The organism is Flavobacterium sp. A45 (assembly GCF_002001005.1).
Taxonomy (GTDB): Bacteria; Bacteroidota; Bacteroidia; order Flavobacteriales; family Flavobacteriaceae; genus Flavobacterium.
In genome coordinates, this window is record NZ_MUNX01000113.1 from 1 (window position 1) to 23774 (window position 23774).

The following is a 23774-nucleotide window of genomic DNA, read 5'->3' on the forward strand; positions in this document are numbered from 1 at the left end:
CAAATTAAATCTTGGAAAAGTAGAATTAAGATTCAAGAATTAATTTTAAAAAAAGATTAGCTCAGCTGATTCAGAGCATTCCGATTTCATCGGAAGTGGTCGGGGGTTCGAACCCCTCATCGCCCACTGTGAGGGATAACAGAAATGTTGTCCCTCTTTTTTTTGTATAAAAGATATCCTTTTTCCTCCATTTTACTGGCATTATGAGAAAATATCTCCATCATTGTAGGTGTTCGATATATACCCTCTTGATAGTATAAGTTGCCATCGAACACCATGTTCACAAACTCTCGTTTCTGCAAAGTATTTGATTTGTTGTAGATATGTCTTATATCTCCCAATAAATCCAGATTACTTTCTAAAATCTCAAAAGCTTTACCTTGATTTATGTTGAGTCTTTCTATCGATGCTGTAAGAGTCAGGATATGATCACTATATGTAGAATACCATCTTTCGTAAGTATCTTTATTTATTTCATCCCTGAACCATTTTTCTTCTACAGCATTTAATCTCTGCTGTATTTCTTCAAGTTCATTTTTTTTGTCTACAGCCTTTTTCTTGTTTGTTTTTACTTCCTGCTCAATTGAAGCATAACTGCCATCTCTTATATCCTTAATCTGTCTTTCTGAAACACTCATTAGGTCGCAGGCGTTTAAGAACTGCTCATGTGCTTTTACAGCACTTATATTGTTATGTTTGGAATGCTTGCATTTATAATAGTAGAAGTATTTTCCAGATTTGCCACGGGAAGGAGCACCTGTAAGAGGTGTACCGCAATGACATTTTACAACGCCTCTTAATGGTATCTCATCATCAACGGTTACTTTTATCTTATCTTCTTTTTTCATTTTGGACTGCACCATTGTCCATGTTATCTTATCCACTATTGGCTCGTGAATGGCTGGAAAAAGACCTCCTGGCAGATCCTTGAACGGCTCAACCTTTACGAGTCCTGCATAAACAGGATTTGCCAGCACACGGTCAATAGCCATATTGCCTTTTCTGTCAAAACCTGACTGGTAAGCTATTTCCTTGATTTTATATAATGGCACATTACGAAGGAACATATCATAAATTAATCGGACAATTTTAGCTTCCATCTCATTTACTTCGAGATGTCGCAGTTTTCCTTCTCCAACTTTAGTATAGCCGAAAGGTTTCTCTCTGGTAAGAAAACGACCTTCTTTAGCACGGGCTGTGTAGAGTCCGCCACGTACTTTAATACTCCTGTTAATATTATCTTCTTCGGCAAGCAGTAATTGTAAACCTGCCCTGAAAAAGCTTCCCGGGGTATCATAATCAAAGACTATCCCTTCGGTAACACTTATAATCTGAATACTATATTTTTTTTGGAACTGCTTGACCATGTTCATCGCTTCGCCAGCATCTCTGCTAAAGCGGTCAAGCTGGTCTACAAGAAGATAATCAACCGATTTATAATGTTTGGCTATAAATGCCTGCAGTTTTATAAAATCTGGACGGTCAAAACTTTTTGCACTTTTCCCCCTGTCAATAAAAGAATCTACCAGCTGTATATTATTATACTGCAGGTACTGGTCAGTGTACAATTCCTGTCTTTCAATCGAGCCATTGCTCTGACCCAATTGACTAAATCTTAAATATCTAATCGCTCTCTTCATATAATTCTTTCAATGTTAATGAAACAATAATTTCAATCATTAGATTTACTAATTTGTGTTCTTTTTCCCTTTCTAAATCTTCATAATTTTTTGATACAATATCATCATTTTCAAACTGTTCATCTTTTAAACTTTCCATATCAATATCATTAAATTTAATTAAGACGCCGTGTATCTCACGGAACCAAAACTAATTTAAAATACAATTTTGCAGTTTTAATTATTTTGCTTTTAATGGAACAATGTGACTGTCTTTGGCTTAAAACACTATAAAAGATACTGTTCTTCAAATTCCTCCGTAAGCTTTACAATCTTTTGATAAAATGCTAATTATAAGATCTCCTTTTCCAATTTTATACAGGTATACCTAGAATGTATTTTGTACTAACCAGCAATTAAAAAAAACAAAATAATGTATCCTATCAATTCTTTATATATGGTACATTCAAAATCATGTTTAATACATTTGACGTGAATCAATACTATTGCAGACCTACTGCTCTTGGAATTTTCGCTGTCATATCAAGACTTTTTTTTCAGATGCTTTTCCTCAAATTCCTCTGTGAGCTGTATGATTTTTTTGGACAGAACAGCAAATTCCGCAGTCTGCTTTTCCAATTTGTACAGATAAGCAGAAGCTTTCTTTTCGGAAAATTTTTGATATAGAATCTTCACAACCTGATTGTAATTTACCCCAACAGCTCGAAACTGGCTGTAAAAGGAGGTCAGGCGCATATAATAATCCATTGTTGCTTTATCGATCTTAACTGTTTTTATTCCTTTTTGAAAAACACACGCTGTAATAAAGTGCGCCATTACATGCATTCCTGATATTTCAAAAAGAGTCAGAAAACGAGCATTTTCTTCTGCAGTAAGACTGATAGAATAACGGTGAACGGCGGGATCTATTTTGGAAGGTCTGCCTCCTTTATGCGGGTTCTTTGTTTCTTCATTTTCCATGACATCAATTAATGCTATTACTTAAAACCCAATATATCTGAGAATCGGCAATTAAACTCCAAATTGAAAGTATTTGGAAGTACTTGGAAGCATTTGGCTTATTTGTAACCTAGTATTAAACCTTTAACATTTGACATTCGCTGTCAAATAAAGCCATCAAAGGACACTTCAAAAGAGCAGGACTTTTTCAGAATTAATTTTTCTGAAAATATAAAATTATGCTCTACAAAGAAACAGTTACCGAGGAGATGTGGGAACTTCTCCAAAGGCTTATGAAAGATGAAAAACTGAAGGAATTTAATCTTGTAGGAGGCACTGCCTTAAGCCTAATGATAGGACATCGATTAAGTATCGATTTGGATCTATTCTCCACACAGGATTTTGATGTACAATGTATGCTTGCGCATTTAAGCAGTCAACATCCTGTTACAATAAGGGATCTATTTGACAATACAATGCTTTTAAATATAGGTAAGGTTAAAGTAGATATTCTAGCCCATAAATATCCATGGCAGGAAGCGATTCAAACCGAACAGGGAATTAGACTGGTATCTTTACATGACATAGGTGCTATGAAGCTACATGCTATATTTCAAAACGGCACAAGAATAAAAGATTTTGTGGATATGTATTTCCTTTTGGAACATCATCCCCTTAAAACTTATTTAGATGCTTACCAAAACAAATACAATGGAAATCCCGCACTGGCTTCTCATTCCTTACTCCATCATGAAAATATAGACAGAGAAGAAAAAGTTAAACTCCTGAAAGGAAAAGAAACCAACTGGAACAAAATGACCCAGCGTCTAAAAAAAGCAGTTTTCAATCCCTCATTTAATTTTTCCGAGCCAAAAAATCAAATCCCTTCACCCAATAAAAGACGTGGATTTAGGAGATAGAAATTTGAATAAGAAGCATAAAAATCGTATTTTTACTATATGGCAGTAGTTAAAAAAAATAACAGAATTCCTAATTTGGATCGGGTCTTTTTTTGGGATTTCGATATAGATGCTATGGACTTTGAGAAAGCCTACAAAACTATTATTGCCCGTATCATAGAGCGCGGAGGGCAGGATGAAATAGATGAAATCGTGCTTTTTTATGGACATGAAAAAGTTATCAAAACTATTCGTGATGAAATCTATTTCCTTCCCAATTATGCCATTGACCGTGCTTTAAAATTCTTTCCCGAACTCAAAAAGGAAGAAATGTACTGCTACCTGAACCGTAAGGACAAACCCTATCACTGGATTTAGTGAATACCTAAATCCCTAAGCGGGTTTTTCTTGGTTTATTTAATTCCTCATCTTTACTCTGCTGGGTCTTAACGCCAATATTAAGTGGCTGGTTTGTACATTGTCTCAATGATTCTTTTTCGCTTGGAGTTAAATTGTCCCTGCTATTATTGTTTACATAACGAAAAACCGTTTTTACAGACCCCATTATATCCAAAGGCTTTTCATGCTTATCTGCTGGCTTCTTTTCACTTTCCTTAATTTTAATAACCAATAGTTTATCTAACAGTCTGCTTAGTCCTATTTTTGTTGGGTTTTTAAATTGTTTGAGAAAATTAGAGAAGAAATTTGTAAAGATGTTTCCACCCCTGTCTACCTGCATAAATGGAGTTTTATTCTTATTCTTTTTTTTAATTTCCTTCTTTTTTTCCTCCACAGGTTTTGGCAGTATCAACGGCTTTTTCTTTTTTTTCTGCTCTTGATTTTTGTGCTTATCTTTTTTCATGATTTTGATTTTAAGGCAAAAGGTAATTATAAGACTTTTTAGATTCTTCTTTTTGGCACTTTAAGACTTTGATTGGCAGTATATGTCAGGTTTTTAATTATCATGGATTTTTATAATCTGCCAAAAGAAATAATAAAAAGAAAACCAAGGTAGAACGTGATGGATCAGACTAGCCAAAAGCTTACGGCATAATGGTTTGCTCGTACCTCACAAACCACCCTTCGGGACTTATTCCGTTTCCTTTTGGCCTGTCTGAATCCCGTCCTGTAAAATTGCTTTCTTTTTCTTTTTTTCGGTTTTTCTGTTTCTTTTGAAAATATATTTATGTTGTTGGATATGGATATATGTCCGTATATCAAAGCCTATTTACTTACGTAGCATAGGAAGCATTCATATCTATGCGTAAAAGCATACCTATGTAAAAGAGTAAAATTGTAAAAACGTATATACATAAGTACAGCCATACAGGCGCATTTACTTATGGGATTAAATACTTCCTTAAATCAGTGCGTCCATACAGAATTGCATTTATACTCAAGTAGGCATGAGAATATGCATCTAAAAATCTAAATTTTAATGTACGCATCTGTATATTTTCCAATTCGGCATAGAATTGAAGTTAAGTTTCTCCGGTATTTATAGAGGCAAACCCATTAAGGTCAGGACTGCCAATACCATCCTATTTCTGCACGGTCTTATCAAGGCTGATTTTGGTCAACCAATCATAACACATAACATTCCTAAATACCCGCAAAACAAAAAAAGGGCATCAAGCCCTTTCAATTAAAACCATCGGTAATAATGTTTTCGAAAGAAAACGGCAAGTTGTGTTTTGAGATGCTTGAAATGAATTCAGCATCTCAAAACCACTTGCCCTGCTGGGGGCTGAAAAACGTCTCCAAAGTCGCCGTTTTATTAAAATTACAATTGGAAACAGGTTAAATAAAATCACTCTTATTTTTTTCATTTAAATATTTTATGTAAAGCATATCCAGTAATTCTGCTTCTTCCAATGGGATCAGCATTTCTATTATTCTTAAAAGACTTCCAACATATCTTTCAGTATTTATAGTACTCTCAGTACTGACTTCAATTCCGTCTAAGGCAAATTTTGCTGTTTTAAGTAAATCCATTATCATACAAAACAGGTCTCTATATCCTTGCACATTTATTTCAATAATGTGGATATCATTTCTTGTTTCTAATGTTGGTTTTAGCAGTACAAAATAATGCTCTGGGTTCTCTATGAACTCATTTAATTTGATTTTATCTTTTTCCATAACCTTTATTTTAAATCGATTAATTATTTAAATAGTGGACTTTTTGAAGTTTCATCATGTCGTGTTTTTGAAGTTTTTATCTGAACTGTTGAAATAAGTATAAACCGATTCTAAAAATAGCCTCACCAGCGCAAACCATGTCATCAAGTCAATATGCTCATTCAGTTCAGGATCGCTTTCCAGTTCTATTGCGCTTTCTGAATCAAAATTTAAGTTTTGTATTCTCTGCTGAAACTTTTGGTAGTAGTCTGTTCCAACCAGCGATATAACAACATAGAGCAGTTCATGTACAAACTGGGAACAGGTAATGGATTTTAAAATATACCTGAGACTCCCAAAACGTTTATCATTTGGATTTGGATTTGGATTTTCTTTTAGTTCATAACAAAAATGTAGCAGTAATTGCAGGCAAGACAGCAGTCCTGCTGTCTTGACGTCCTGTGTCTCCGCACCAATGATTTCAAGATCTCCTGAAAGCAATTCTTCCAAATCGTATTCCTGCAGGAGGTCGGGATATCTGTCAAGTAGCAAATCGAGCTTGGGATTTTTCAATTTATCGAGAAGTTCTGAAATCCCGCTTTCGAGATTCTTTTTTGAATTCTGCAAAAGCATATTAAATACTGTCTTTGCCTGATCTACTGATTTTACAAGTTTTTTTTCTTTCTTAACCTTTTTATTATTTTTCATATTAAAAAAATTATAGTTTTTTATAGTTGAGAATGTGCAGATATTATATTCCGTTACTGGAGATGTTATCTTTAAGACTGTACATTATTTTTGATCTTTTCAATCCCTCTTTCACGCATAAGCTGGCTTGCATCCAGCATTTTGATTAAATAGATGTAGGGAGTAATCAGGTCACAATCAAATTCTTCGGTACATCGAGACAGTGACAGGTGTATAACTTCAAATAGGAAGAATTCGAATTCATCAATGGTTTTCTCGGCAAATGCTTTTTTAAATACAAGAAAAGGATTCTCATACTCCTCTTTTGTCAGGGAAGCCAGATGAAGTTTTGACTTACAGTCCGATGAGTTTTTCAATTTCCATTTTTTGTTTTTGTACTGCAAAAGAAAACAGACTTTAAGAAAAGAGCGCAGAGCAGTATAGAAAACAATGACCTGTCCGGGATAATCTTTTTTATACACTTTCTTTTTATGGACATATAAAAATGCTTCGCACAGTATCTCTTTATAGCAATCAAGATGGGCAAAGTCAAAAAAAGCCTCAAGCACTTGAGAAGAACTTTTAATCTCATGACCTGCCCAAAAAACAGATTCAAAGGATATTCTATTTTTTTTCATAATTTATACAGATTCTTTATCGGTTTTCTCGGGTTCCTTTTCAACTTCATTTTGTCTGTTAATTTCATTTTGTATCAAAATTTCCGCTTGCTTTTTAAAATTTCCGCATCTCTCTTCCACTACCTGATAATATAAATAATCAACATCGTTAGCCTTACTAAAACGCAACGTGTTGGGTTGTTGCTTAAGAAGTTTAAATATGTTTTTATCTTCCTGGGTATGGCGGGGAAAGAAATCTGAAGTTATCGTAGTAAAGTATTCGCAGAGATTAAATAAATACTCTAATGCAAAATGATTCGGAGTATAGCCTATAAAGACACGAATCAAAGACAAACAGATTTGCTCCACTATTTGATGAAGAGCGGACATTTTTACTTCATCCGAACTAGAAGCATCATCATCATTATATACCCAGCCCCAGATTGTATCAATATTATTACTCCTCCATGCTATATAATGCGATGTGGATTTTAAATTCCTTTTTGGAGTTTCGCTGATATTTAAATAAGGAGGCTTGTTAATATCCTGAAATAACAGTTCTGCGTTCTTCATAATCTGCCAAAAGAAAAACTGCTGGTCTTGGCAGAGGTCTTTAAGACTCTGTACGTGGTGTATAAGAACAGTAGCCGTCAAAGCCCCCTGAGTCTTTGCTTTTATCTTATCATTTATATCACTGCCCGCATTTTCTTTGGTTTCATGTACAAAAACTAAGAGGTATAAATGACTATGTTCTTTTTGTAGTTCTTTATCAGGATAAATTTTCCTGCTCGAACTATAAATTGTTGCGTTCCTGCCAAAACGATAAATAGCAGATGTTTTAATGTGGCCCGTAATTACTTTCTTCAATTCATTTTGCTGTGAGAATTCAATTGCATTCATAATTTTAAAGTTTTAATTAATAATTATTTGAAAAATTGTATTTTTGTTTAATACATGCAAGTAAATCAGAATGAGTACTGTACCGAATCATTTTGGTCTGTATCGTACAGTACCAAATATGTTTTTTACGGATAGCTTATTTTTTTATTCCTAATTATTATCTTTGAACTATGAGCACATTGACAAAACCAAATCATATAGGGCGAAAAATCAGCCGTATTCGTGAACTTCGAGACATGAAACAAGAAGCGCTAGCACAGGCTTTGGGTACAAACCAACAGGCAATATCCGCTATGGAAAATAGTGAAACGATAGATGAAGAAAAACTTATGGAAGTTGCGAAAGCTCTTGGTGTAACACCTGAAGCAATTAAAAATTTTTCAGAAGAAGCAATGATTAACTACTTCAACAATAACTTTTACGACAACAGTCATAGTACCGTGGGAAATACATTATGTACCTTTAATCCTTTAGACAAAGTAGTAGAACTTTACGAACGATTAGTTCAGGCTGAAAAAGATAAAGTCGAGTATTTGGAAAAATTACTAAAAGGGAAATAACTCTTTATAGAAAGAGATGGCATTTATTGTGTGCAAAATACAATGAGCTTTTTTGGAGTATATATTTACTAAGTGCATGAAAATATTTCAAGCTTCGCATATATATTTAAAAAAGAAAAAAAGAAAGTCGTTTTTCTCGTGAAGGTTTCAAAATAAGTCAAGTTTTTTTGATAAAATACAACCCGAATGGGTGGAGATTTTATCAAAAAACCCGGAGGGCCTGAACTTTACTTCTTTTGAAACCGAAACTTACCTTTACTTTCTTTTTTTATTTTTTTAGCAGAATGTTTCTTAGAAAGTTGCTGAAATTCCTTTAGGTTTCCAGTTGAAAAACTACGATTAAATAATTGAAACTATTCTTGCCATTTCCATTTTCGCAACTCATAATATTTCTTTTTAGGTGTCGCTTTAAACGGATGAATCCCATTTTTTTTACACCAATGAAAATGATAAATAGTTCCGGGAACAAGTCCCACAATTGGAAATATGATTGCCCAATGCCCTATTAGAAAATAAAGTCCAATAGTAATTGTATCAAAAAAAAACCATTTCAATAGTTTTTTGAACAATGGCGTTTCTATTTCAAACTTTGCAAAAACAGAAATAAAGATGGTTTGAATTAACAAGAGTTCGGTAAGCTCTAATTCTATTCCTAATGTCATATCATTTTATTTTTTGAGTTTTTTCATTAATTTTTTTTCGATAATCTATATAATCCCCACCATGCAGTTGGGGCAAGGATTACAACAGTTGCCATGCCTGGAAAATAACCATATGGTTTGGTTGTCAAAAATGGCAAGAAAAAGTGAGCAAGTTCAGTAACTCCCATAGCTGTAAAAAATGTCCAAGCTAGATAGTAGCCAAAATTATATTTTCGTTTGATAAGATAAGGAATTAATAACCATGAAAGCGCAAAGGCATAAAGCAGGTAAACAAGAAAGGAACTTGTTTCTGGAACTGGCACACCAGTAATTTCGGAAAGCCGTGGAAAAAAGTTCATTTTTCGTTCTTCATATTTGTGTAAAAGGAAGAATACCAATGTCAGAAAGAAAGGGATTTTAATTGTGTTGAATGATACATTTGTTGGAATAATGAGCCAAAGGATAAAACCGCCAAGAAATCCAAATGCAAAAAGAAACATAGGGAGAAGTCCGAGCATTACATAACCAAGTACAAGTACTGTCAATGTGAAAAATAATGCAAAGATGATAGTAGATGTTGATTTATGCATTTAGTTTATTTTTAATGTGTTTAAAACTTCATTCTGTATTCAAATTGTATGAAGGAGTTAATTTGGATCCTAAAAACTTGCCGAAAAGTTAAGTCCTAAAATAGGGTTTTTAGTATATGAATTGAACCCCACAGGAGCTACATTAAGTTGTGTTTTTACCTTTTGCTTGTAACCGAAACTATCCATAATAGTATTAAGTGGATCCATCAATAACAAGGAGGTTTTACCCAGAAATTTTGAATTTAATACTTTGGAATCATTTTTAAGAATACTTCTCTTGGCATAGAAAAAGCCTTCTCCAACTACGGAACCTAAGACAGGTGTTACAATTAAATCTTGTACTGAGGGAATTTCTGCAAAAGCTTCAACCCCATATTCCCAGAAAAAAGTTGACATTATAGCGGAATAAGCAAAGGATTCTAAGATAGTAAAACCATTGCTTCTAGCCGTCATATAATATACACCTCCAAAGTACGGGTGCATTACATAATTTAAAAAGAAATTATCTTCGTCTATAACGGGGCCTGCTTTCACATTCTCTTTCCATTTGGTTGTTATTCCGTTTTTTTTCATTTCTTCCTTATCCCATTTTGTGAAGCTTTCAGGAAGAGACCATAAAATACCATAAGCGACAATAGTTGTACCAAAAACAATAGCGGTATTGTAGCCTAATTTTCTATAGTCTTTTGTTGTTGGTGGATATACGAGGGAATCATTAATTTGAAAAGAAGAGTCTAATTGAAATGAATCCTCTTTTTCAAAAGTATAACTTTTAGTTTTGTCATTTTCTAATTTATCGATATTGGAATTAAAAACTAGTAGAGAGTTGTGAAATGAGAATTGGTTGGTGTCAGTATTGCTGATTTGTTGGGCAAATGTTGCAACTCCTATCAATGTAAAAAGTAAGCTATAAATATTATTCTTTGTTTGAATCATGGGTAATGTAAAAAATATTTTATTTTAATATTGTTATCAGGTATATATCTCAGAATTTACGCTCTTTCAGATAGCATAAAAAATAATTTCCTGCTTAAATAAAATTATTTAAGCAGGAAAAAGTATTCACATAAATGATATGTTGACCAACTCAATTAATAAGTTTTGGAACCGTGATACTTTTGATTTTGTTTAATTATAGTTAGAATCCGTTTTGTTTTTTCATTCAATTTGCTCCTTTTTGAAATATTGAATACTTTTCGTTGAAAAGAGCATTATTTGAATCGGTTTTTTAAAACTTCATTCTCTGTATTCTGACTGCGTTTAAAATAGCAAGCAGCGCTACACCCACATCTGCAAAAACGGCTTCCCACATTGTTGCTAGACCACCAGCCCCAAGAACAAGAACAATTGCTTTTACTGCAAATGCCAATCCAATGTTTTGATAAACGATTTGTTTGGTTTTTTTACCAATATTTATCGCTGTAAAAATCTTTGTTGGTTGGTCATTTTGAATGACAATATCAGCAGTTTCAATAGTGGCATCACTTCCTAGGCCACCCATCGCAATTCCTGCATCGGCAAGGGCAACTACTGGCGCATCGTTTACACCATCACCCACAAAGGCAATTTTTAAGTTTTGAGATTTTAATTCCTCGACTTTTTCGACTTTGTTTTCAGGTAACAAATCACCGAATGCTTGGTCGATATTCAATTCTTTGGCCACAGCATCAACAACAGCCTGTTTATCGCCTGAAAGCATTACTGTTTTTACATTTATTTTATGCAGACTTTCAATAGCTGCTTTTGCATCTTCTTTAATTTCATCCGCAATTAGAAAATAACCTGCATACTTTTGATTGATTGCAATAACAATAATTGTAAATGGTGTATTATCAATTTCGGCATCATAGCTGATGTCGAATTTCTTCATCAGTTTTATATTTCCCGCCAAGATTTCATTTCCGTCCACGTTACCCTTAAGTCCGTGTCCTGCTATTTCTTCAACATCAGTTGTCGTTGCATTTTTTTCTGAACCTTTGGCATATTCTATAATTGCTGTTCCAACGGGATGTGTTGATTTGGTTTCGAGTGCTGCCGTAAATTTTACTAAATCCTCTTCTGAAACGCCAATGGCTACGACTTTTTGCACTTTGAAAACACCTTTGGTCAGCGTTCCTGTTTTATCCATAACTACCACCTGAATAGATGCCATTATATCTAAAAAATTCGAACCTTTAACTAAAATTCCGTTTTTACTTGCTGCACCAATTCCTCCAAAATAACCTAACGGTATTGAGATTACCAATGCACAAGGACAGGAAATAACCAAGAAAATTAAAGCTCTGTATAACCAATCATTGAAGATGTAATTTTCAACAAATAGCATCGGAAGTAAACAAATTCCGACTGCCAAAAACACAACTATTGGCGTATAAATTTTGGCGAATTTTCGAATGAATAGTTCCGTTGGTGCTTTTTTAGCTGTGGCTTCCTGAACCATTTCAAGGATTTTTGAAAGCTTGCTATCGGTATAAGCAGTTGTTACTTCTACTTGAACAACAGTATTCAGGTTAATCATTCCCGCAAGAACGGTTTCTCCTTTTTGCTTAGTGTCTGGTTTGCTTTCACCAGTTAGAGCTGCTGTATTTAAAGAGGCATTGTCTGAAAGCAATTTTCCGTCCAGAGCTAATTTCTCTCCAGGTTTTAATTGAATGATTTCACCTATGGTAATTTCGGATGCTTTTTTATCAATAGTATTTCCATCTTTGATTACCGTAGCGGTATCAGGTCTTTGATCCAATAACAATTTAATGTTGCTTTTTGCTCTTTGAACTGCCAGTGTTTGAAATACTTCACCAACAGCATAAAATAGCATTACTGCAACACCTTCAGGATATTCGCCAATGGCAAATGCTCCAATAGTGGCAATTCCCATTAATAAAAATTCTGAAAAGATTTCGCCTTTGCGGATGCTTTCAAAAGCTTCTTTTATTACTGGAAACCCTACTGGTACATAAGCGACTACATACCAAGCAATACGCACCCAATCTGTGAACCAAGATTGAGGAAAATAGTTATCAAAACCAATAGCTATGAGTAATAACACTAAACTTATTATGGCAGGCAAGAACATTTGGAATACGGTTTGGTCTCCGCCTGAATGGTCGTGCCCATCATCATCAGAATGATTTTCGGGCTCATTATGAGTTGAACAACATCCTGTTTGTTTGTCGGTTTTGTGATTTATTTTTTCTTCGAGTGTGCAACAAAGCTGTTTGCCGTTTGCATCATATTTATGTTGATGTTTCATAACATTTATTTTATGTTAAACAGAATCAGTAAATTATTTAGTATACATATAAAGTTAACGCATATTTGAATCTACTGTTATCAAAGAGTTTACTGTTGTATTCTCCTTTAATACCATCTTTATAATCTACATCTATAATAAACATACCTTTTGAATTTGGTATAGCAAAAAAACCATTTTTATCTGTTTTTACTTTCTCCGATTTCCCTTTATCATTAGTAATTGATATTGATTTATTCGCAAATTCTTTATTATCGAGAATTAGTTGGCAGTTTTCTTTTTTAACAATAATATCTATTTTGCTTGTTTCAAAATTTGCGAGTTGTGAATTTTTTACCTTTCCAACATTATAATTTACTTTTAAATTTTCAAAAGGTCTAATAATTCCCAAGCCGTGTTTTGTCCAATCTTGAACTGCTCTTGAATTTTCTTTCATCATTATAGTGTAAATTCCATTGCTAGTTGGAACAAAACTTGCTTTGAAACCATTGCTGTCTTTTTGCAAAATTAAATCTTGTTTTAATCCTTTTGAGTCCAAATAATAGGCAGTAAACGATTCCATATTTTTCAAGAAATGTTCTTTGTTTTCTTTCAATCCTTTTTCAAATTCGCCAAAATATAAATATACCGTGGCTGTATCATTTACTTTTCCATTGCCTTTTACTTCAAGCCAATACGAATGTGCAAAACAATTTTGAGAGAATAAAAATAGGGTCAGTGCTAATAAAACGGTTGATTTTAATAAGTTTTTCATTTTTTTTAAAATAAGTTGTACAAGTTTTACAATTTCCGTGAAGTTTAACCTCCAATTCCAAGTGCCCCGAAAGCAAATAATAGAAAACAGCAAGGAAAAAATAGAACCGTAATGAAAAGTCCTATTGTTCCCAAGTTGTCAATATTTTACTTTAGTTCGATATTTTTAATTTATAAGATTGATTATTAATGTTCGTGTTCTCCGCCACCTTTCATAGCAGAAAGTAAATAAAAAGCCCCTTTGATTACAATTTTTGCATCGGCAGGGATTTCCTCAACAAATTTCACTTCGGTATACCCTAAATCGGTTGTTCCGGGTACAACTTCTATTGCTTTGAAATGTACTTCGTTGTGTCCTTCTTCCTCGCCAGTAGCTTCTTCAGAATGTGCTTCGCCTTCTTTGTGTTCGTGTGCTTCTACTTTTTTAGCTGTGGCTTTTTCTTCGTGTTCCTCTTGAATATACACAAAGTATTTATCTCCATTTTTTACTACAGCGTCTTTTGGAAGAGCAGGAACGGTTGTGTTTTTAATATTGATATTGGCAGAGACATACATTCCGGAGATTAAATCTTTGGAATCAGCTGGATTGATTTTTGCGTGAACAGCAACGGTTTTGCTTTCGTTTGAAAATGATTTATTGATACCAAATATTTTTCCTTTGATCGACTTATTACCTTGGTTTGTTAAAATAAAGTCTATAGTCTGCCCAACAGAAATGGATCCTAAATCTTTTTCATATACATCCAAATCCAAGTGCATCTGGCTATTGTCAACCACTTCAAAAAGGGTTATTCCTGTTTCGGCAAATGCTCCTTTGGCAATACTTATTTTTCCAACATAACCTGATATAGGCGAAACTATTGGCACCAAACTTGATCCGCTTGTACTCATATTCAAGGCCTGCAATTTGCTCTTTGATGCTTTTGCTCTAGCTCTTTCAACCGCCAGTTTTGATTTTACTTCCTGAAGTACTTTTCTAGGATTTACGTCTTGATCGCTTAATATTTTCTGACGATTGTATTCTAATTGCAGGTATTCAATATTGGCAACAGCCGAGTTATAATCTTCCTGCATTTCAACCACTTCCAAATTTTGAATGGTTGCCAATACTTTCCCTTTGTTTACAAAAGTGCCTTCCAAAACGAAAATATCTTTAACCGTTCCGCCAATTAAGGTTGAAATATTAGCCATATTTTGAGGTGGAACTGTCGTATAACCATTGGCTTTTATCACTAAATTAAGATTCCTGTTTTCTAAAGACCCCGTTTCAATTCCAACTGTTTTAAATTGTACAGTGGTTAATGCTACTTCGTTTTCTGATTTTTCTTCTTCGTGACCTGCTTCTTCGGTTTTCTTTTCGCCACAAGAGGAAAGAAGTAGTAAGAATAAAGTATTAAGTATTAAGAAAATCTTGAATTTTGATTTTATATTTTTCATTTTAAGAAATTTTAGTTTTTAGAAATGGATGGGAATTGCAATTGAATTGCACTTTGATTATAAGCATTAGTAGCTTCGGCATTTTGTTTTTTGATGTCGATAGCCTGATTCAAAAAACTGATGTACGACCAATAACTCATATCGCCGTTGGCATAACTCTTTTGAGCCGTTGTTATTATCTGTTCTGCATATTGTAAACCTTCCTTTTGATAATAGTCTAGTGCTTTTTGTTGCTTGTCGAAATTGTTTTTCAATTCCTGCATTTGTAATTTTAAAGCCAATTTATTTTTGTCTAATTCTAATTGTGATTGTGAAATGCTAATGGATGAAGCTTCTGCTCTAGCTTTATTTACACCTCCAAATAAAGGGATTTGTAAACCAGCAGTGAATCCTTGAAAATAAGATTTGGTATCAATGGTTTGTCCAAAATAACCCAAACCTAACTTTGGTGTTCGCAATGCTTTAAACGTATTGGCTTCTTTTTCATATACTGAAATTTGCTGTGTATAATAATCAGTAACCAAAGCTTCTACTTTTGACTGGTTTTCATTAGCTTTCATTGAAAATTGCATCGGTGTTTTACTATCCGGGACAATATTTTCTTCGGTTTGAATAAAAAACTGCAGTTGTTTTTGATAAATAGCCAAATCAAATTCGAGTTGTGCTTGCTGTGTTTCTATTTCTTTTGACTTTGCTTTGGCACTGATTACTTCAATTTTTCCGCTTTCACCAGTTTCAAAACGAAGTTCTGCATTTTTCAGGAATTTGGAATAAATGGCTAATAAATCTGCATTTAATTTTTGGATGGAAATGCCATATAAATATTGATAGTAGGCGATTGTTACTGCTTTTTCAATCTCATATTCGGATAAAGCTTTTCGCTTTTCTGCTAGTTTTGCTAATTCTTCCTGTAATTGTCGGTTGGCTTTTGTAATGCTACCAATGGGGAAATATTGTTGTACTGAAACATTGCTATCATAATATTTACTATTGAATTGACCACCCTGGTACTGTACTTGCAAAGGATCCGCTTGAAATGCTGTCTTTTTCAGAACCGTTTGTTTCTCAATTTCCTTATCAGCAATTTTTAAATCAATATTATTAGTTTTTGCCATTTCGATGGCTTTTTGTAATGAAACGGGCTGACTATTTTGTGAGAATGCCACGCAACTAATCAGTAGAAACCAAATGGTTACAAAAGGTTGTCTTTTTTTAATTTTTTTAATTTTCATACCGTTTTCAAATAGTAAATAAAGTATTGGTAAAACAATCAGCGTTAATAGTGTCGCCGATAATAATCCTCCAATCACAACCGTTGCCAGTGGTTTTTGAACTTCAGCTCCACCACTTGTTGATAATGCCATTGGCATAAATCCTAAAGACGCTACAGCAGCTGTCATTAAAACAGGGCGTAATCGTGTTTTTGTCCCCATTAAAACTCTTTGCAATGGATCGGTTATTCCTTCGGCTTTGAGTTGATTGAAGTAAGAAATCAATACAATTCCGTTCAATACTGCAATTCCAAATAAGGCTATAAATCCAATTCCTGCTGAAATACTGAAAGGCATTCCACGCATCCACAGTGCGAAAACACCACCAATGGCTGATAATGGAATAGCTGTAAATATTAGCAAAGATTGTTTCATACTATTGAAAGTAAAATATAACAGCACCATTATTAATGCTAATGCAATAGGTAAAGCAACCGAAAGTCTTTTAGTAGCTTCAATTAAGTTTTCGAATTGTCCTCCATAAGTAACATAATAACCTGGGGGAAGTTTGAAATCCTTGTCTAATTTTAGTTGAATTTCTTCTACAACGCTTTTTATATCCCGACCACGAACGTTTAATCCAACAGTAATTCTACGTTTACCATTCTCACGAGAAACCTGAACTGGACCTTGTTCATAAGAAACCGTTGCTACTTGAGATAGTGGTACTTGTTGTCCGTTTGGTAAAGGAATAAACAGATTGCTGACATCCGTAATATCTGTTCGACTAGCGGCATCCATTCTCACTACTACATCAAATCGTTTGCTCTCTTCATAGATTTTACCTGCGCTTTCTCCTGCAAATGAAGAACGGATGATTTGGTTAATATCCGTAATATTCAAACCATATAATGCAATTTTATTGTAATCATATTTTACAGTAATTTGCGGTAAGCCTGTTACTTTATCTGCTTTTAAGTCTCCAATACCTTCAATATTATTGACTTTAGCAATCAATTCTTTGGCTTTAGTGTCTAAAATTTCTAAATCGTCACCAAAAATTTTAATGGCTATATCACTTCGGCTTCCCGTCATTAATTCGTTGAATCGCATTTGAATTGGTTGTGAAACTTCAATATTTGCGCCTGGAATGACTTCCATTTCTTCTTTCATTGCATTGGCTAAATCTTCCCAATTGTCGTAATCACCTGTCCATTCACTTTTGTCTTTTAGTACAATAATCATATCCCCACTTTCTATAGGCATTGGATCCGTTGGAATTTCACCACTTCCAATTTTGGTTACTATGGTTTTAATTTCGGGAAATTTAGCTTTTAGAATTTTTTCATATTCTGTGGTTGTTTTTATCATTTGCGAAAGGGAACTTCCTGTCATAATTGTAGCATTTAAGGCTAAATCTCCTTCTTCAATTGTTGGAATGAATTCGCCACCCATATTTTGAAAAATTACTAATGCCAATACAAATAGACCTAATGAAATTGCCAAAACTGCTTTTTTGAAACGTAACGCTTTTTCTAAAAAAGGAGTATATATTCCTTCGAACCAAGCCATCATTCTATCACTAAAATTCGGTTTGTGTTCCGTGTTTTTTGATAAGAACATTGCGCTCATCATTGGCACATAAGTTAATGACATTACAAATGCTCCAATTACTGCAAATCCTACAGTCATTGCCATTGGGCGGAACATTTTTCCTTCTGTCCCAACTAATGCCAAGATTGGCAAATACACAATTAAGATAATTATTTCCCCAAAAGCAGCACTGTTTCTAATTTTGGAAGCCGATTGATATACCTCGCTATCCATTTCTGCTTGGGTTAAATCTTTTTGTCTTTTAAGCTTTTGTAAATGGTGCATTGTGGCTTCGACAATTATAACCGCACCATCGACAATAATTCCAAAATCGATTGCCCCTAAACTCATTAGATTTCCGCTTACTCCAAAGGTATTCATCAAAATCACAGCGAAAAGCATTGATAATGGAATTACAGATGCTACAATTAGTCCTGCACGAAGATTTCCAAGAAATAGAATCAATACAAATATTACTATTAATGCACCCTCCAATAGGTTTTTAGTAACAGTTCCTATGGCACTATCTACTAATTTTCCTCTATCAATAAAAGCTTCAGCAACCACTCCCTCTGGAAGAGTTTTGTTGATTTGATCCATTTTTTCTTTTACTCTATTGACAACTGCACTTGAATTTTCTCCTTTTAGCATAAGAGCCATTCCACATACAATTTCTCCTTTTCCGTCTTTAGTAGATGCCCCATAACGTAGTGCTACACCTTCTCGAACTTCGGCTACATTTCTAACTAAAATAGGTGCGCCGTTTTTATTGGTAACCACTATGTTTTCTAAATCTTTGATACCTGTTGCCATACCAACACCACGAATGAAATAAGAGTATTGGTCTTTTTCAATGTAAGCACCGCCTGTGTTTTGATTATTTTTTTCTAAAGCTTCAAAAATATCGGTAATGGTTATTCCTAAACTATTTAGCTTATTCGGATTAATAGCAACTTCGTATTGTTTTAATTTTCCTCCCCAAGTACTGACTTCGGCAACACCTTCAATACCCTGTAGTTGTGGAGTGATAATCCAATCCTGAATGGTTCTTAATTTTACAGCATCGTATTTATCTTCATAGCCTTTTTTAGCATATACATCGTATTGGTATATTTCTCCTAGACCTGTAGAAATAGGTCCTAATTCTGGAGAACCTGCATATTTAGGTATGTTTTCTTCAGCTTGTTTTAAGCGTTGAAAAATTTGCTCTCTTGCCCAATATATATCTACATCGTCTTTGAAAACAACAGTTACCACAGATAATCCGAAACGAGAGATACTTCTCAATTCAATTACTTTTGGAATCGTTTTTACAGCTTGTTCAAGTGGATAGGTAATTAATTGTTCTACTTCCTGACTTGCCAATGTTGGCGCAGTAGTAATAATTTGCACCTGATTATTGGTGACATCCGGCAAGGCATCTAGTGGTAAATTTTTAATAGAATAGCTTCCCCAAGCTATAAGTACAAGGGTGAATAATAGTATAATGAACTTATTCTTTATACTAAATTGTATGATTTTGTCTAACATTGAAATATTATAATAAATTAGAAATTAGCAAATAAAATATTTGCCATTATTTGTGATAAGGTCACAATTTTCTAACCCGAAATTACTCGGGCATCATTATGCTATTTGAGGCGGTTGCCAAATACTTCCGAAGAAATTGGAAGTAAAAATTGATTTGTAAAATGGCCCTTTCGTTTTTATATCGCTAGATATAATTGAAAAGTCAAAACTGATAGCAGGAGAGTAATTTAAAATCTGAGCTCCACAACAATTGCAAATGCAAAATGGCGAGCACAAATCTTTACTTTTATCGTGCGAATGGTTTTCAAGGTCTGTCTGATGTACATTTAAAGAATGCCCAGCACTATTTACTTCCACATCAGCACAGGGCATAGATGCCAAGGCTATTAAGTAAATTGACAATATGATGTTTAACCATTTCACGAGTGTAAAAATAAGATTTTTATTTTTTATAATTATTAATTATTTATACTGATTATTAATTATTTGTAATATTTATTATAGTAGAGCCAATATTTTGCAGCAACTCCCAATATCAAAAGTACCAAAAGGAGTATTACCATTATAATACGAATAACAGTATATACTGTTATCGGCTTTTTGGATTTAGGTTTGGATTTAGGTTTTTGGTTGTACGGTTTTTTTGTTTTTTGTTTTGCCATTTTTATATCTATAACTGTGATTAATTTAAAATAAAGAAAACTTTGTAACTAACTCTATCTAGTAGAATTGTCTTCTTTTAATTATCAAAAAAATTAAGCAATAATTTGTGGAGGCTGCCATATACTTCCGAAGAAATTGGAAGTAAGAATTGAGTTGTATTCAGGCAGTTTTTTATCAATTGCAGTTTTAACCGATAAGATATTATAAGTACAAATAGTGTTGTAAACGTAACCTTGGCATCCACAACAATTACAAACACACAAAGGGGAACAAACATCTTTATGTTGATGCTGTTTTGAAGTATTGTTTATAGTCACTTTTTCAAATGCGACATCTTGTTCCTTATCTGCACAAGGCATACAGGAAAGAATCAGAATTATAATTGACAATATGGTGTTTGCAAGTTTCAAGACTGCAAAAATAGTTTTTTTTATGCTATTGAAAATTAAATGTTTCAAAATATAATATTATTCTAAATATTTATTTAGTTTTGTCTAAAAATAAAATTTAGAACAATGAAAAATAAAATTTCACACATACTTATTCTTGTGTTGTTATTGATAGGTTTAATATCCTGCGAGACAAGTTATGTAGATATTCCTGCTGATGACGAGTTATTAGACGGAACAATTGATGGACTTTCCAGCTCGCAATTATCTCAATTTTTGAGAGGAGATGCAGCAGTAAATGAGGTTTTTACTAGGGAAACAGGGTTGGGTTCAACTTTTGTTGGAACCAGTTGTATCAATTGTCACGCTGGGGACGGCAAGGGGCATTTGTTTACAACACTGACTCGCTTTGGTCAGGTTGATGAAACAGGAAATAAATTTTTGAATCAAGGAGGTCCACAATTACAAAACAGAGCGTTACCTGGTTTCTTGCCGGAGCAAATCCCTGTTGGAGCAACGTTTTCTAAATTCACACCTCCTGCATTTTCAGGTTTAGGATTTTTACAAAATGTTTCTGATACCGATTTATTAGCAATGCAAGACCCAAATGACAGTGATGGGGATGGGATTTCCGGAACAGTAAATTGGATTATAATTCCCAGTTATTCCATACCATCTTCTACTTCAATTACAAAAAACGGAAAACATATTGGACGATTTGGCAAAAAAGCATCTGCCTTTGATTTATTGCATCAATCCGTTAATGCTTACAACCAAGATATGGGGATAACATCTTTTTTCAGTCCAATAGACCATTATTCCAATTTAGAAATTGACTCGGAAGTGGCCACCAATAAAGTAAATGATGTAGTTTTTTATTTGAATGTGTTAAAAGCCCCTATTCAAAGGAATCAAAATGATAATGAAGTAAATAAAGGGAAGCAACTTTTTAAACAAATTAATTGTACAGGTTGTCATAAATCCGAATTGACCACAGGATATTCGCCTATTAGCCCGCTTTCTTTTAAAACATTTTCACCGTACACTGATTTGCTTTTACACGATATGGGAGCAGGTTTGGATGATGGTTATACCGAAGGAAGTGCCAAAACTTTCGAATGGAAAACACCCGCGCTTTGGGGAATTGGTCTTTCTGAAAACTCCCAAGGTGGTAACTATTTCCTGATGCACGATGGAAGAGCAAGAAGTATTGAAGAAGCAATAATTATGCATGGAGGGGAAGCAATTAATAGCAAAAATGCGTTTCAAAATCTTTCAGAAACGGATAAAAATGCTTTGCTAAAATTCATAAAATCATTGTAAATATGGACAGAAAACAATTTTTAAAAACATGTGGTTTTGGATGTTTAGCAGGAATTACCGGAGTGACGTTATTGCAAAGTTGCAGTCCTTCTCTAATTCTTTCAAAAGAAATTAAGGGATCAGATATTTTAGTTCCGGTTTCAGATTTTGAAATAAAGAATAAACGGGAAAAAAACTATAAGAAATACATCATTATCCAAAATGAATTATTAAAATCTCCAATTTGCGTCTATCGATTCAATACTACTGATTATGCTGCTATGCTGATGGTTTGCACTCATCAGGGGGCAGAATTACAGGTTTTTGGAGATAAACTTCAGTGCCCTGCACACGGAAGCGAATTTAGCAATAGAGGTATTTTAGAAAACGGGCCTGCAAATAGAGATTTGAGAAAATTTCCAATAGTGATTGAAAATAACACCTTAAAAATATCCCTGAAATGAGATTAAATTCAACTTATACATTGCTTTTTATACTCCTATTTAATTTAACTTCTTTTGCTCAGATTGACCCCAGTTTATTGAAAAGAATTCCTAAAGATACGGTGAAAAACATCCTGAATATGGATGCTTTATATAATAGACCAGCGTTGAATATAAATAAAACACCTATATCTATCGGCGGTTATATTGAAATGAATTGGCAAAAAATGACAACAGACGGAGTTTCGGAAGGACATCAATTTCAAGCCAGAAGACTGTCCATCTTTATGTCTTCTGCGATTAGCAAACGAGTAAAATTTTTAAGCGAAATAGAATTTGAGGATGGGGGAAAAGAAATTGCCATAGAATTTGCATCAGTAGATATTGAGTTTGACCCACTGTTTAATTTAAGAGCTGGAATAATTTTAAATCCAATAGGTTCTTTTAATCAAAACCACGACGGGCCAAAATGGGAGTTTACAGACAGGCCTATATCAGCCACCCAAATGTTACCTTCAACTTTTAGCAATGCTGGCGTTGGTTTATTTGGAAAAAAATATACTGAAAATTGGATGTTTGGCTATGAAGTATATTTATCCGGAAACTTTGACGACTCTATAATTGAGAACGCTGAAAATAAAACCTTTCTGCCCGCAGCAAAAAATAATCCGGAACGGTTCGAAGAAATAAATAGTGGAGAGCCTTTATTTACAGGAAAGCTAGCTATTAGAAACAATAGAATCGGGGAACTTGGAATATCCTATATGAAAGGAATATATAATAAGTTTGAAGAAGATGGAATTGTGATTGATGAAAAAAGGCGTGTTTCTATTTTTGCTTTGGATTTTAATACTACTATTCCAAAAACGAAAACATTTATTACAACAGAATTTGCTTGGATTAAAGTTGATGTTCCTGAAAGCTATTCGCAGCAATTTGGAAACAAACAGTATGGAGGATTCCTAGATATTGTGCAACCCATTTTGAAAAAAACTATTTTGGGTTGGGAAAATGCTGTATTTAACATAGCTTGCAGATTAGAATATGTAGATTGGAATGTTGGAACTTTTAATGAAACTGGTGGAAATATAGGAGAAGATCTCTGGAGTGTAATGCCTGCAATTAGTTTTAGACCTACATCCCAAACAGTTATCCGATTTAATTACCGTTATCAAAAACAACGAGATATTTTTGGAAATCCGCCTGCAATTACAGATGGAATGAGTTTGGGAATTTCTTCATATTTTTAGAAATCACGATTATTTATGAAATTGATTACGTTCACTTTAAAAATCTAATTGAAAAAAACGGTCAAACTGACCACCTCACCTTATCTATAAATAAAAGAGAAAATGCTGAACTCGATATTTTTTTACAAAGTAATATTCGATAAAATGCTTAATTTTGTCAATTAATTTCAAACTTATAACCTTTGAAAAAAAGTCAAAATCGGTATTAGGAGTTCGATTGTTGTCCCTGACAGCCCACCAAGAAACTCCTTAAGAAATTAAGGAGTTTTTTTATTTCAAATATTTATGGACTTTGTTGTATACATTTTATTTAGCGAAATCAAGAATAGATTTTATATTGGATTCACTTCTAATTTAGA

Annotated in this window: 24 protein-coding genes and 1 tRNA gene; 7 read left to right on the forward strand and 18 right to left on the reverse strand. The window is 33.7% G+C overall.

Annotated features, from left to right (window positions below):
• Positions 1-54: 54 nt before the first annotated feature.
• A tRNA-Glu gene (locus B0E44_RS14410) sits at positions 55-126 on the forward strand.
• On the opposite strand, the gene B0E44_RS14415 is transcribed toward B0E44_RS14410, so the two are convergent.
• The 3 genes from B0E44_RS14415 to mobA all read right to left on the reverse strand — a co-directional run bounded on the left by B0E44_RS14415 (position 117) and on the right by mobA (position 2600).
• A complete protein-coding gene (locus B0E44_RS14415; protein WP_077376657.1) occupies positions 117-1640 on the reverse strand; it encodes a recombinase family protein in 1524 nt (507 codons plus the stop codon). The genes B0E44_RS14410 and B0E44_RS14415 overlap by 10 nt on opposite strands.
• A complete protein-coding gene (locus B0E44_RS18865) occupies positions 1624-1779 on the reverse strand; it encodes a hypothetical protein (protein WP_165688813.1) in 156 nt (51 codons plus the stop codon). Before B0E44_RS18865 ends, B0E44_RS14415 begins: the two co-directional genes overlap by 17 nt.
• A gap of 383 nt (positions 1780-2162) precedes the next feature.
• Positions 2163-2600 (reverse strand): conjugal transfer protein MobA, encoded by a 438-nt coding sequence (gene mobA, locus B0E44_RS14420; protein ID WP_077376660.1) that lies wholly within the window; start codon positions 2598-2600, stop codon positions 2163-2165.
• A gap of 218 nt (positions 2601-2818) precedes the next feature.
• On the opposite strand from mobA, the gene B0E44_RS14425 reads away from it, so the two are divergent.
• Together B0E44_RS14425 and B0E44_RS14430 are read left to right on the forward strand one after the other, a co-directional pair.
• Complete coding sequence (locus B0E44_RS14425; protein ID WP_077376663.1) at positions 2819-3499, forward strand: nucleotidyl transferase AbiEii/AbiGii toxin family protein; 681 nt, start codon at positions 2819-2821, stop codon at positions 3497-3499.
• Positions 3500-3538: 39 nt separating this feature from the next.
• Positions 3539-3856, forward strand: coding sequence for a hypothetical protein (locus B0E44_RS14430; protein ID WP_077376666.1), 318 nt, complete (start codon positions 3539-3541; stop codon positions 3854-3856).
• Between the two features lie 7 nt (positions 3857-3863).
• Here B0E44_RS14430 and B0E44_RS18870 read toward each other — a convergent pair whose 3' ends face one another.
• The 5 genes from B0E44_RS18870 to B0E44_RS14455 form a co-directional block, all read right to left on the reverse strand.
• Positions 3864-4340, reverse strand: a complete 477-nt coding sequence (locus tag B0E44_RS18870; RefSeq protein WP_077376669.1) for a hypothetical protein — start codon at positions 4338-4340, stop codon at positions 3864-3866.
• A gap of 938 nt (positions 4341-5278) precedes the next feature.
• Positions 5279-5620 carry a hypothetical protein gene (locus B0E44_RS14440; protein ID WP_077376672.1) on the reverse strand — a complete coding sequence of 114 codons (342 nt, stop codon included), beginning with the start codon at positions 5618-5620 and terminating at the stop codon, positions 5279-5281.
• Positions 5621-5674: 54 nt separating this feature from the next.
• Positions 5675-6307, reverse strand: a complete 633-nt coding sequence (locus B0E44_RS14445; RefSeq protein ID WP_077376675.1) for a hypothetical protein — start codon at positions 6305-6307, stop codon at positions 5675-5677.
• 71 nt (positions 6308-6378) lie between these two features.
• A complete protein-coding gene (locus tag B0E44_RS14450; RefSeq protein WP_077376679.1) occupies positions 6379-6924 on the reverse strand; it encodes a hypothetical protein in 546 nt (181 codons plus the stop codon).
• Positions 6925-6927: 3 nt separating this feature from the next.
• A complete protein-coding gene (locus B0E44_RS14455) occupies positions 6928-7803 on the reverse strand; it encodes a hypothetical protein (RefSeq protein WP_077376682.1) in 876 nt (291 codons plus the stop codon).
• 170 nt (positions 7804-7973) lie between these two features.
• Between B0E44_RS14455 and B0E44_RS14460 the strand changes: the two genes are divergently transcribed.
• A complete protein-coding gene (locus tag B0E44_RS14460) occupies positions 7974-8363 on the forward strand; it encodes a helix-turn-helix domain-containing protein (RefSeq protein ID WP_077376685.1) in 390 nt (129 codons plus the stop codon).
• 353 nt (positions 8364-8716) lie between these two features.
• Here B0E44_RS14460 and B0E44_RS14465 read toward each other — a convergent pair whose 3' ends face one another.
• From B0E44_RS14465 to B0E44_RS19050, 10 genes are all read right to left on the reverse strand, one after another.
• Entirely contained in the window at positions 8717-9025 is a 309-nt protein-coding gene (locus B0E44_RS14465; RefSeq protein ID WP_077376688.1) for a hypothetical protein, read from the reverse strand.
• A 26-nt stretch (positions 9026-9051) separates the two neighbouring features.
• On the reverse strand, positions 9052-9594 hold the full coding sequence (locus tag B0E44_RS14470) for an HXXEE domain-containing protein (protein ID WP_077376691.1): 543 nt from the start codon (positions 9592-9594) through the stop codon (positions 9052-9054).
• 69 nt (positions 9595-9663) lie between these two features.
• Entirely contained in the window at positions 9664-10530 is an 867-nt protein-coding gene (locus B0E44_RS14475; protein ID WP_077376695.1) for a DUF3943 domain-containing protein, read from the reverse strand.
• 292 nt (positions 10531-10822) lie between these two features.
• Entirely contained in the window at positions 10823-12844 is a 2022-nt protein-coding gene (locus tag B0E44_RS14480) for a heavy metal translocating P-type ATPase (RefSeq protein WP_077376698.1), read from the reverse strand.
• Between the two features lie 37 nt (positions 12845-12881).
• Positions 12882-13598, reverse strand: coding sequence for a hypothetical protein (locus B0E44_RS14485; RefSeq protein WP_077376701.1), 717 nt, complete (start codon positions 13596-13598; stop codon positions 12882-12884).
• A 185-nt stretch (positions 13599-13783) separates the two neighbouring features.
• The gene (locus tag B0E44_RS14490; protein WP_077376704.1) at positions 13784-15034 is read right to left on the reverse strand and encodes an efflux RND transporter periplasmic adaptor subunit; all 1251 of its coding nucleotides are present in this window, start codon (positions 15032-15034) and stop codon (positions 13784-13786) included.
• An 11-nt stretch (positions 15035-15045) separates the two neighbouring features.
• Positions 15046-19368, reverse strand: a complete 4323-nt coding sequence (locus B0E44_RS14495; RefSeq protein ID WP_077376707.1) for a CusA/CzcA family heavy metal efflux RND transporter — start codon at positions 19366-19368, stop codon at positions 15046-15048.
• Between the two features lie 96 nt (positions 19369-19464).
• Positions 19465-19791, reverse strand: coding sequence for a DUF6660 family protein (locus tag B0E44_RS19110; protein ID WP_124019343.1), 327 nt, complete (start codon positions 19789-19791; stop codon positions 19465-19467).
• 59 nt (positions 19792-19850) lie between these two features.
• Positions 19851-20030: a hypothetical protein gene (locus tag B0E44_RS14505; RefSeq protein WP_077376713.1), complete on the reverse strand. Its 180-nt coding sequence runs from the start codon at positions 20028-20030 to the stop codon at positions 19851-19853.
• Positions 20031-20123: 93 nt separating this feature from the next.
• Complete coding sequence (locus B0E44_RS19050) at positions 20124-20489, reverse strand: DUF6660 family protein (protein WP_254423302.1); 366 nt, start codon at positions 20487-20489, stop codon at positions 20124-20126.
• Between the two features lie 57 nt (positions 20490-20546).
• On the opposite strand from B0E44_RS19050, the gene B0E44_RS14515 reads away from it, so the two are divergent.
• The 3 genes from B0E44_RS14515 to B0E44_RS14525 are packed head-to-tail and all read left to right on the forward strand — an operon-like array spanning position 20547 to position 23415.
• On the forward strand, positions 20547-21743 hold the full coding sequence (locus tag B0E44_RS14515) for a di-heme oxidoredictase family protein (RefSeq protein WP_077376717.1): 1197 nt from the start codon (positions 20547-20549) through the stop codon (positions 21741-21743).
• Positions 21744-21745: 2 nt separating this feature from the next.
• On the forward strand, positions 21746-22186 hold the full coding sequence (locus B0E44_RS14520) for a ubiquinol-cytochrome c reductase iron-sulfur subunit (RefSeq protein ID WP_077376720.1): 441 nt from the start codon (positions 21746-21748) through the stop codon (positions 22184-22186).
• Entirely contained in the window at positions 22183-23415 is a 1233-nt protein-coding gene (locus B0E44_RS14525) for a hypothetical protein (protein ID WP_077376722.1), read from the forward strand. Before B0E44_RS14520 ends, B0E44_RS14525 begins: the two co-directional genes overlap by 4 nt.
• The last annotated feature ends 359 nt before the right edge of the window (positions 23416-23774 follow it).

Excerpts from the sequence above, each read along its gene's own strand:
- B0E44_RS14415 (WP_077376657.1), bottom strand. The coding sequence starts at position 1,640 with ATGAAGAGAGCGATTAGATATTTAAGATTTAGTCAATTGGGTCAGAGC.
- B0E44_RS18865 (WP_165688813.1), bottom strand. The coding sequence starts at position 1,779 with ATGGAAAGTTTAAAAGATGAACAGTTTGAAAATGATGATATTGTATCA.
- mobA (WP_077376660.1), bottom strand. The coding sequence starts at position 2,600 with ATGGAAAATGAAGAAACAAAGAACCCGCATAAAGGAGGCAGACCTTCC.
- B0E44_RS14425 (WP_077376663.1), top strand. The coding sequence starts at position 2,819 with ATGCTCTACAAAGAAACAGTTACCGAGGAGATGTGGGAACTTCTCCAA.
- B0E44_RS14430 (WP_077376666.1), top strand. The coding sequence starts at position 3,539 with ATGGCAGTAGTTAAAAAAAATAACAGAATTCCTAATTTGGATCGGGTC.
- B0E44_RS18870 (WP_077376669.1), bottom strand. The coding sequence starts at position 4,340 with ATGAAAAAAGATAAGCACAAAAATCAAGAGCAGAAAAAAAAGAAAAAG.
- B0E44_RS14440 (WP_077376672.1), bottom strand. The coding sequence starts at position 5,620 with ATGGAAAAAGATAAAATCAAATTAAATGAGTTCATAGAGAACCCAGAG.
- B0E44_RS14445 (WP_077376675.1), bottom strand. The coding sequence starts at position 6,307 with ATGAAAAATAATAAAAAGGTTAAGAAAGAAAAAAAACTTGTAAAATCA.
- B0E44_RS14450 (WP_077376679.1), bottom strand. The coding sequence starts at position 6,924 with ATGAAAAAAAATAGAATATCCTTTGAATCTGTTTTTTGGGCAGGTCAT.
- B0E44_RS14455 (WP_077376682.1), bottom strand. The coding sequence starts at position 7,803 with ATGAATGCAATTGAATTCTCACAGCAAAATGAATTGAAGAAAGTAATT.
- B0E44_RS14460 (WP_077376685.1), top strand. The coding sequence starts at position 7,974 with ATGAGCACATTGACAAAACCAAATCATATAGGGCGAAAAATCAGCCGT.
- B0E44_RS14465 (WP_077376688.1), bottom strand. The coding sequence starts at position 9,025 with ATGACATTAGGAATAGAATTAGAGCTTACCGAACTCTTGTTAATTCAA.
- B0E44_RS14470 (WP_077376691.1), bottom strand. The coding sequence starts at position 9,594 with ATGCATAAATCAACATCTACTATCATCTTTGCATTATTTTTCACATTG.
- B0E44_RS14475 (WP_077376695.1), bottom strand. The coding sequence starts at position 10,530 with ATGATTCAAACAAAGAATAATATTTATAGCTTACTTTTTACATTGATA.
- B0E44_RS14480 (WP_077376698.1), bottom strand. The coding sequence starts at position 12,844 with ATGAAACATCAACATAAATATGATGCAAACGGCAAACAGCTTTGTTGC.
- B0E44_RS14485 (WP_077376701.1), bottom strand. The coding sequence starts at position 13,598 with ATGAAAAACTTATTAAAATCAACCGTTTTATTAGCACTGACCCTATTT.
- B0E44_RS14490 (WP_077376704.1), bottom strand. The coding sequence starts at position 15,034 with ATGAAAAATATAAAATCAAAATTCAAGATTTTCTTAATACTTAATACT.
- B0E44_RS14495 (WP_077376707.1), bottom strand. The coding sequence starts at position 19,368 with ATGTTAGACAAAATCATACAATTTAGTATAAAGAATAAGTTCATTATA.
- B0E44_RS14505 (WP_077376713.1), bottom strand. The coding sequence starts at position 20,030 with ATGGCAAAACAAAAAACAAAAAAACCGTACAACCAAAAACCTAAATCC.
- B0E44_RS14515 (WP_077376717.1), top strand. The coding sequence starts at position 20,547 with ATGAAAAATAAAATTTCACACATACTTATTCTTGTGTTGTTATTGATA.
- B0E44_RS14520 (WP_077376720.1), top strand. The coding sequence starts at position 21,746 with ATGGACAGAAAACAATTTTTAAAAACATGTGGTTTTGGATGTTTAGCA.
- B0E44_RS14525 (WP_077376722.1), top strand. The coding sequence starts at position 22,183 with ATGAGATTAAATTCAACTTATACATTGCTTTTTATACTCCTATTTAAT.